This is a genomic window from Marilutibacter maris (genome assembly GCF_006546735.2).
Lineage (GTDB): Bacteria > Pseudomonadota > Gammaproteobacteria > Xanthomonadales > Xanthomonadaceae > Marilutibacter > Marilutibacter maris.
The window spans coordinates 1-3,417 of record NZ_VICD02000078.1; the positions used below are offsets into that span (position 1 = coordinate 1).

The following is a 3,417-nucleotide window of genomic DNA, read 5'->3' on the forward strand; positions in this document are numbered from 1 at the left end:
TCGTCACCGCCCAGGCGCTGGCCCGCCGCGCCCGCGCGCTGAACGCGCCGACGCCGGAATACCCGCAGGCCGACCGCTTCGTCGCCGCCCACAGCGGCAACTACCGGGCGACCTCGGGCGGGCGCACGATCGAACGGGTGGTGATCCACATCACCGACGGCGGCGCCAACATCAACGGCACCATCGGCTGGTTCCAGAATCCCGACGCCGAGGTCAGCGCCCACTACGTGATCGGCCAGGACGGCGAGGTGGTGCAGATGGTGCGCCACGACGACGTCGCCTGGCATGCGCGCTCGGCCAACGGCACCAGCATCGGCATCGAGCATGTCGCCAACACCCGCGGCCTGAACCCGACCCCGGCGCAGCTGTGCGCGTCTGCGGCGCTGGTCACCTGGCTGTGCGACCAGTACGGCATCCCGATGGACCGCACCCACATCCTCGGCCATTCCGAGGCCGACACCCGCACCACCCATACCGGCTGTCCGAACGCGGTCTGGGACTGGGACTACTACATGGGCATGGTCACCTCTCGGACCTGCTACGAGCCCGATGCGGCCCCGGCGCCGACCGCGCAGGGGCTGGCGGTGCGCGGTGGCCGCCGCGCCTACTCGCGGGCGCAGGAGATCATCGCGCCGTTCTACGACCCCAGCGATCCGGCGACCGCGCTGCAATGCACGCTCGACGCGTTCAGCCAGGCCCGCGAGGAATGGTTCGCCGGCGTGGACGATACCCGCCAGTTCCCGCACTCGGCGATCTGCCAGTTGAAGATGACCGCGCCGGACGGTGCGCGCTACAGCGGCACCGGCTTCTACATCGGCCGCAACCGGATCCTGACCTGCGCCCACAACCTGCAGGGGATGGCCAGCTGCCAGATCATTCCCGGCCGCAACGGCGCCGGCGGGCGTCCGTTCGGCGACGCCACCGTCGATGCCTCGTCGTGGCGGGTGGCGCCGGGCTACGGCGGCTCGGGCGATTGGGACAACGACCTGGCGGTGATCGACAACGTGCCGATTGCAGCCCCGCACGGCCGGTTCTTCCGCTTCCTCAACGCCTCCCCGTCGACCCAGCTGCCGGTGGCCGTGTGCGGCTACTCGGCCGGTTCGCGCAAGGTGCCCGAGCTGGACTACGCCATCGACGGCGACAAGCAGCACCTGCACGGCGGCTTCGTCAGCGAGGCGCCGACCGCGGACACCATCGACTATCCGATCCTGTCGTTGATGGGCGCCAGCGGATCGCCGGTCTACACCGTCAGCGATGCCGGCGGTCAGCTGCAGGCGTTGATCTGCGCGGTGCATGTCAGCGGCGAGCCGGTCGATCGCGGCCTCAACCGCGGCTGCTTCATCACCCCGCGCAAGATCGACTGGATCGAGGGGCGCGCCACCAGCTTCTCGCTGGACAGCGGCACCCGTGCGCGCGGCGGCGCGCCGGCTCGCGTACCGGCGCCACGCGCGCGGGCGCAGGGCGTGACCGATCTGCTGCCGGTCGATCTCAAGCTGCGCGTGTTCATTCCGTCGCCGGCGATCCTGATGGAACGGCCGGTCGTCTCCGATCGCGCCTTCGGCGGCGACGGCCGTGGCTTCCAGCACGATGGCGGCAGCAGTCGCGCTGAAATCAGCGCGCGGCTGCACTTCGGCGACGGCGAGACCCGCGCCCGCCTGGATGTGCTCGACCGCCATTGGGGCGAATCGACCGAGTACGCGGTCGCCGACACCGAAGCGGCGGCCGGCAAGCCGGACTGGTACCGCAATCTGAAGTCCGGCGCGCGCCCGAGCGCGCGCGAGACCCTGGCGACCAGTGACGACAACCTGAGCGTGCGGCTGGGCGGCAGCTCGCACAACGGCATCATCAGCATGGCCGAAGGCTCGATCGTGGTCAGCTTCCACGTCGAGGGCGCGCTGCCGCTGGTTGCGCTGTCGCCGGACATCGACGCCAACCTGGCCGTGCACGTGCGGGTCAACAACGGCCGGGTACAGGCGCGCGTGGTCGGCGGCCACGACGAGTTCCCCGCCTACGAGCTCTATGCCAACGGCGAACGGATCTACGCCTACAACCCGCTCGATCACGGCGGCACGCCGCTGGGCCTGCTCGGCGACGGCAACTGGGACGTCGAGGCCGACTCCGACTATGTCGACTGCGGTCCGGCCAGCGAGTACCGGATCGTCGGTCCGGTCCGCATCGGCTCGGGTGCGCAGGCCTTGTCGCAGTCGCTGGAGATTCCGCTCGACCCGGGCATCGGGGGACAGTCGATCGGCCCCGACGCGCTCGCGCCCGGCGACATCATCGTCTCCACCGCACGGCACGCGGTCTCCTACGCGATCCGTGCCGGCACCCTGTCGGCGATCAGCCACGCGATGGTCTACGTCGGCGACGGCAACGTGGTCGAGGCGGTCGGCGACGGCGTGCGCGAGGTCCCGCTGGCGACGGCGATCGAGCCGGCGATCCTCGCGGTCGCCTACCGCGATCCGCGGGTCGATGCGAGCCGTGCCCAGGCGATCGTCGACTTCGCCCGCGCCCAGGTCGGCCGTCCCTACAACTACGGCGGCGTCGCCCGCGCCGGTTACCGAATCCTGTTCCCGTTCTCCAGCCGCGTGCTCGACGCGATCCGCGATATCGCCGGCGTCGACGACGATACCGCGCGCTCGTTCTACTGCTCGGAGCTGGTGTACGCGGCGTTCGAAGCCGCCGGCATCCCGTTGGACACCGCTTCCGGCGACCCGGGCACGCCCGACGACCTGGTCCAGCTGCGTCACGGCAGCCTGGGTTACGTCGGCCATCTGAAGGCGCGCGACGAGCTGCTGGGCATCGCTCTGGCGTTGTCGACCCGGGCGCTGCGCGCCGCCGACTCGCCGCGCACCCGGGTACGCGCGTTGCAGGACGAGGGGCCTTCGGACTATCCGGTCGCGTTGATCCCGCAGCCGGACAAGAACGCCTGCTGGGCGGCGTCGATGGCGATGCTGCTGTCGTACCGGCGCAGCCAGTCGATTTCGCCGGAAACGCTGGCGCAGGAAGTCGACGCTTCGCTGTCCACCTCCTACGACTGGGACCTGCTGGAGAACGTGCGCGATCGCTACGGCTTCAGTGTGATCCCGCAGCCCTCCAACGCCAGCCTCTATCACAGCCCGCAGGAGTGGGCGCGCTGGCTCAGCCTGCACGGCCCGTTGTGGGTGGTGATCGTGGGCGCGCCGCACGCGGTCGTGGTCGCCGGCATTCGCGGCGACCTGACCGACCCGGCCGCGACCGAGGTCAAGGTGCTCAATCCCTGGGATACCCGGGTCGCGTTCGATGGCGATCCGGTCGCCTTCAATCCGCCCAACGGCGGCTACGAAGACTGGCTCCCGTTTGCCGACTTCGCCGCCGACTACGGCAACATGGCCGAGCCCGACTACGGCAACTGGCGGGTGCTGTACCTGCCGGAGA

At 70.4% G+C, this 3,417-nt stretch carries 1 protein-coding gene; it reads left to right on the top strand.

Annotation, left to right across the window (positions count from 1 at the left end):
- A partial coding sequence (locus FKV24_RS05700) for an N-acetylmuramoyl-L-alanine amidase (RefSeq protein WP_141481687.1) occupies positions 1–3,417 on the top strand: 3,417 nt, incomplete at both ends.